Genomic DNA, 5,266 nt, shown 5'->3' with positions numbered 1-5,266 from the left:
CCACCAGCCGAAGCCGAGCAACGCTACTACGCCATGCTGGAACAACAAGCTATGGCGGCATAACTTAAACCAAACAGCCTCCGGCAAACCCGGGGCGGTTCACATCTCAGGCATATCTCGGCCTACGTGTGCTTCGGCGATCTCTCGCCGGGCGGCAATGCGGCCACCGGCGCGCGATCATTTTCGGCGGCCAGCGGATGCCATCATGTTGACGTCCCAATAGCCGCTGTCTGCCTCGGTCGAAAGCCGGTCTAGCAGCGTGGCGTTTCCGTCAGAGAACAGGTGAGCGTCGAGCGACCGCGTACTGTGCCAACCAGCCCGTTCAAACTGAGCCGAGACAAACTCTTTCGCGCGCTTTCGGATGTCGCTTGGCTTTAGTCTGCGCTGGACTATGGCCAGAGCCATTGCGGAAATGGTGTCCTGCCGGATCTGCGCAGGAAGCGCGTCCTCAAGCTGAGCTTCCACAGTGGCAAGCTTCTTGAGGCAGTCCGCGCCTTCGGTCTGGCATTTGCGGACCTCCCGATCGCGCTGGGCTTCTCGGTTCTCATAGAAGACCTACAAATCACGGGGGAGCTTGAGAAAGGCCGCTTTCTCCTGGGCTCCCCACGATCGAGGTGGCTCGATAAGAGCGTGTACCTTCGCCTCCATGAGGGCTTGCACGACCGGGCTTGCCAGTACCGACCAGCCCGGCGCATCGCCTCGTGAATATCTCGTAGAGCGCTCTCGTAAGTGATGCGCTTTGCGGCCTGATCGATCGTCAACTCGTCACCCGGCTTCAGGTTTTTCAGGTGCTGAATGCGAGCCTCAAAATTGTGCCCCACGAAGGACTCTGCCAGCTCGTCCGCAGACAACTCCCGGCCGAACCGAAATTGAGCCGCGCGCTGGGCTTCCTCGATGTAGTCCTCGGCCATGTCTTATCCTTTCCGGCGCAGAGTGCTGATCTGCGCCGCGATACGAACCTGTTTGTCTCCGGTCGCTCCGGCGAACTGACCGGAAAGCTCCGCGAGCTTGCCTTCGTTGCCCGACACGCGCACGCCACCATTGCCGGGCTTGTGGACTGAAGGGATGGCCCTATGCGGCACGGGCTTAGGCCCATTCATCATTCGCTGGTAACGCAAGGCATCGGCCGCCATCTTCTGGAATGCAGGATGATGCAGCGCGATGTTCGTCCGGGCCTCGTTAACCAGCTGGTCGCGGGTGATGCCATGCTCGCCAACATACTTGACCAGATCCTCGGCCATCTCGGTCTTCTCTGAGACCGACATGGAGCCAAGCACCTCATCCGACTTCCTGCCGTAGACGCGCACAACGCGGTCACCATCGAGGCGAAGCGGCAGCGGCTTCAGGCGCCAGCATGTTGCTGGATCAAACGGGGCTCCTGCACCACGGGCAGATTGTGGGTCTTGCGCAGCGTGCGCATGCGGTGGTGAGCCGAAGGCGCGCGCGCTGAAAGCAGCCTTGGTCCAGGTGGGCTCCCCGGACGAGCGGAGCCCCCACAGGTACTCTGATGCCGTTTCTTTCTGGTCGTCCCGCTTGCGGCCGCTGCGCGCGTTGCGCTTGGCCTTCTTGGTGCAAACCCCGCCGTTGGGCGATCGCCCGCCAGCGCCGGAGGATGGAAGAGGGCCCTTTCGTCAGCAGGAGCACTCGCCAGGCGTCTCTCAGGACGTGCTCGACGAGCAATCTCTAGAAGCTGGGCTGAACGAGAGGGGCACCCCCGTGTAACGATCTGTAAGTATCGGGCATGCAGAATAGCGCCTTTCTGCGCGTGATCAGTCCGACCAAGGAGATCGCCGTGACATCAGATAATGATGACGAGCTGGCTGTTTTGACGCGAGAGATCGCTGACAAGGTGACCTATGTTCAGAGCCAAACAATTCTGATCGAGGTCCTTGAGCGAGACGGACACGACGTATCCGACTATGAGAGAGAGCTAGCCAAAGAGCGGTCGGGCTTGGCAACACGGATCGCGAGGCAGTTTAGACTACTTGAAATAGCTTCGGCCAATGAAGGACCCGAGACAGCCGCATCAACTCAAGGATAATCATGTCGGATCGCCGGAAGATCGATCGTTCGGAGGTCGACTTAGCCGCTTACATTTTTGGAGATGGTGGCAGCCGACGTTGCCGCGTGTTCAACATCTCGGAAGACGGCGCTGGGATCGAGTTATCGACGAAGCTGCACATGCCTGCCACATTCAAGATGATGTTGGAAAGAGACCGTATCATCAGAGATTGTCGTCTCGTTTGGTCCAGTGATACTCGGATCGGCGTCGTGTTCAAAGCCGATTGAGTCGGCTCTGGTAGGTTGTCAACCAAGTGCCCAGCGGACCTGGCCGGGTAGTGTTACGACGCTGTCTAGCGGCGATGCCTCGAGCGTTGTTGTGTCAACGACGACACACGCTGCGGGGGCTGTGAGGAGGGCGCCCAGTAATCCGCTTACCAGAACCCTGTCGCTTTTGACAGGTGCGGGCCGTCCCGACATGTGGGCATGATCACGACTAAGGACGAGCCGCGGCTAAACACTCACGTGACGTTCTTCTTGTCACGTGGCGCGCTTGACCAGATGCTCTTGCTGAGACTGGAACCTTAGGCTCCTAAAAATGCAATGGCGTCGTCGACCGAGCCGAGCCGCAGCTCATGTAATGAAGCGGGTCCCGCTGGCCGCTATTCGTGTCGCGCCGTTCCCTACGGTTTCAAAGAAGATGTTTTTTGCAAGCCAGAAAAGTTTTGCTCTTTGATCAGTGCCAGAGGTGGCAGTCGAGCTCGGCCGCTCTTTGAAGCGCGCGCTCGCCCGGAATGCCTCGCTTCGTTCCTGGTGGCCGGCGGAATTGGCCCTTGGCCTGCAAGAATGCGCTCAGGCCGGCGAGCGTCATCCAGTGACGCTGATTTGGTGGTCGGTCTGAGGATCACCGCTCCGCCGAACCTCATTACAATGGCTCATATTTTTGTGCGCCTCGACGAAAGCTACGGTTGGCAACCACGGTCGTCACGATTCTTTCGCGCGCAAACATCTACGACTTGGTCTGAGGGCAGGGACCCGCGAGGCATACAGTCATGAAGTCTCGTCGGCAGGTTTTTGGCCGGGTGATGCCGGAATGGGCGTACTTTGAACTGGGAATTTCTGCTGCCTTACGATGTCGTGAGACAATCGGTTGACCCAGCGATGACGCGCTTCCTGGCCTGCAGCCGACCTCGGTCATTGGGATCGTATGGCAATTTCTTCCCAACGAGGACGGGCCATCGCGCGCCTGCGAAACCGCCCCTTCTGACCTCAAGCCATCATTCGTCGCCGTGCGTTTCAGGAGGGCCGGATCCGCTAACGCTTGCGCATCAGCAAAGTCCAAACAGGCGACGCACCGTCCCAGCCGCGAAGGCGCCCCGACAGCCGCACCTTCAGCCCGGATTCCGTGATCCGCTCGACAACAAGATGCAGCGCGATCACGTCGCCTTCTGACAGCTCCACACAGCCACGCTTCCGCGACCACACCGCGCCCGGGAAGCGAAACAAGTTCGCCTTCAACCATCGACCGCCGCGCTCCGTCAGCGGTTGTAAGTCGACCTGCGCGCCGGCCCTAGGCCGCAGCCTGACATCTGCCCGTCGCAGCCAATCCGGAAACCAATCCATGCGAATGACTAGCCCTTACGTTTCACGTTTGTCTAGGCTTCGTCCGTCTGAATGCATTCGCGCGCCCGAAGCCGACGAGGTCCGAGCGAACGGCGAAAGAAGGTCATGAAAGCGGGCGAGGATAGTGGCAGCGCACACGAACAAAAAAACCCGCCGAAGCGGGGTTGTTGATGCCATGCTGGTCAATGCTAGCCTTTAGCCATGCATTCCTTTACATACGCCCGCTTCTTCGACAGATGTAGCCCCTGCGCAGAAGCCTCCTTCTTGCAAACCTTCTGCTTCGCGAGCCACTCGGGGTTCTGCGTCGCACTCCCTGCAAGCGCAGGCGCGGCGATGGCTGCTGCCAGCGTAGCGGCTGTGATAACGGCAATGTATTTCATAAAATCTCCAAAAGTATGATGCACCAAGGACGATGTTAGGTTCCCTGATCACGAAGGCAATGTAGACGGCGCTAAAAATATCATCAAACTGGTTCGCTTTTGGAGTAAGGAGTAGGCAGCGTGACGAAGAACCATGCAAACGCCGCTACTCCCCTCCTGATTGGGTTGAGGTTCGTTTCCGTGCCGACTTGGTCGTCCGCACAGCCGAAAGTTGGCTGGCTCTGTCGTTGCCCCAACTTGCGCTTGTGGCCCAAATGCGAAGTGCACGATCTCCGCTAGTTTGGTCGCTGTCGGAGGAAAAGCAGACGTCGCACACATTCCGCTGGCGATCTTACTCCACTAGAAATCCGAATGCGACAACCAGTGCCACCATGCTCGCGAAAATCAGCAGTGCCTGGAGAGATTTTCGGGTCAATGGCCTCGTCGAATGGCGCGCAGCCGATTGACCGCGTTGAGGTCCAGGCGGTCTCTGGGACCGCACGAGTTTGCCCTCTGTCGTAGGCGTACGAGCCTTTGGTTCCGGAGCCGCGCCTACGCCTCCCATCTCGCTGTAATAAACGCTGTAGACCTCGCGAACCGCTAGAGCCGTGGACTCGGCCTCGCTCATTGTCTCGAGCCGAGCTTGATAATTTGTCAGAAAGCTTTGGGCGCTGGACGGCAGGTCATCGAAACCACCTAGCTTGGCCATCATGAGCCAGGTGGCAAAATCCGCCTCAGCCTTCGTGCGCGCTCTCTTGGCGATACTGGCGTTGGAGCTAGAGGACATGGTGGTCCGATTGGTTTGAACTCCGCCGCGAAGCTGTCCATCGACACCATCCGGCCGGCGGGGGCAGGCAATTGGAAATCCAGGCACAGTACCGGGAGAGTTCAAACGCGAACATTGCCAACCAGTCGGCTCCTGGCCGGGTTGAATGGGCGGTAGCTATCATAGCTTGTGGTCCGCGGATATCCACTGCTCCGCACTACGCGGTGGAGGGTATTGGAACTGTGTCGATCTGAGTGTCTGAATTGGCGGTGAATTGCTACGGCCATATACTACAACTCGGCGGCTTCCGGCCGGCTCACACCGCCTTTAGATCACATCGGATCGCCTTGATCGAGAACCTGCCATTGCCCGGCCTTAGGTCTGCGACGTGTTACTTCGCTGTCGCCGGCTGCCTGACCCGTATGGTGATCTTCTCCGACACGATGGGCGGCTCGAACGGATAGTGCTTGGCATCGCCCAGCACGAGTTGAAGCGTATGCGTCCCGGGCGGAAGCTC

General features: G+C 59.0%; 9 protein-coding genes. 3 read left to right on the top strand and 6 right to left on the bottom strand.

The window, feature by feature from the left end:
• Window positions 1–177: 177 nt before the first annotated feature.
• Entirely contained in the window at window positions 178–465 is a 288-nt protein-coding gene (locus AC0L3S_RS38745) for a hypothetical protein (protein WP_473285168.1), read from the bottom strand.
• A 449-nt stretch (window positions 466–914) separates the two neighbouring features.
• Window positions 915–1,241, bottom strand: a complete 327-nt coding sequence (locus AC0L3S_RS38740; protein WP_473285165.1) for a hypothetical protein — start codon at window positions 1,239–1,241, stop codon at window positions 915–917.
• Between the two features lie 500 nt (window positions 1,242–1,741).
• On the opposite strand from AC0L3S_RS38740, the gene AC0L3S_RS38735 reads away from it, so the two are divergent.
• From AC0L3S_RS38735 to AC0L3S_RS38725, 3 genes are all read left to right on the top strand, one after another.
• A complete protein-coding gene (locus AC0L3S_RS38735) occupies window positions 1,742–2,041 on the top strand; it encodes a hypothetical protein (protein WP_473285163.1) in 300 nt (99 codons plus the stop codon).
• Window positions 2,042–2,043: 2 nt separating this feature from the next.
• Window positions 2,044–2,289 (top strand): PilZ domain-containing protein, encoded by a 246-nt coding sequence (locus tag AC0L3S_RS38730; RefSeq protein ID WP_085385788.1) that lies wholly within the window; start codon window positions 2,044–2,046, stop codon window positions 2,287–2,289.
• Window positions 2,290–2,944: 655 nt separating this feature from the next.
• Window positions 2,945–3,109 carry a DUF5996 family protein gene (locus tag AC0L3S_RS38725; RefSeq protein WP_473285161.1) on the top strand — a complete coding sequence of 55 codons (165 nt, stop codon included), beginning with the start codon at window positions 2,945–2,947 and terminating at the stop codon, window positions 3,107–3,109.
• Window positions 3,110–3,315: 206 nt separating this feature from the next.
• On the opposite strand, the gene AC0L3S_RS38720 is transcribed toward AC0L3S_RS38725, so the two are convergent.
• The 4 genes from AC0L3S_RS38720 to AC0L3S_RS38705 form a co-directional block, all read right to left on the bottom strand.
• Window positions 3,316–3,507: a hypothetical protein gene (locus AC0L3S_RS38720; protein ID WP_473285159.1), complete on the bottom strand. Its 192-nt coding sequence runs from the start codon at window positions 3,505–3,507 to the stop codon at window positions 3,316–3,318.
• Between the two features lie 305 nt (window positions 3,508–3,812).
• Window positions 3,813–4,004: a hypothetical protein gene (locus AC0L3S_RS38715; protein WP_473285157.1), complete on the bottom strand. Its 192-nt coding sequence runs from the start codon at window positions 4,002–4,004 to the stop codon at window positions 3,813–3,815.
• A 331-nt stretch (window positions 4,005–4,335) separates the two neighbouring features.
• The gene (locus AC0L3S_RS38710; protein ID WP_473285155.1) at window positions 4,336–4,770 is read right to left on the bottom strand and encodes a hypothetical protein; all 435 of its coding nucleotides are present in this window, start codon (window positions 4,768–4,770) and stop codon (window positions 4,336–4,338) included.
• A 370-nt stretch (window positions 4,771–5,140) separates the two neighbouring features.
• Window positions 5,141–5,266, bottom strand: a 126-nt coding sequence (locus AC0L3S_RS38705; protein ID WP_473285170.1) for a DUF4399 domain-containing protein, incomplete at its 5' end; no start/stop codon positions are given.

This window comes from Bradyrhizobium sp. Ken01, from assembly GCF_055807355.1.
This window is presented reverse-complemented; position numbering and strand designations above follow the sequence as displayed.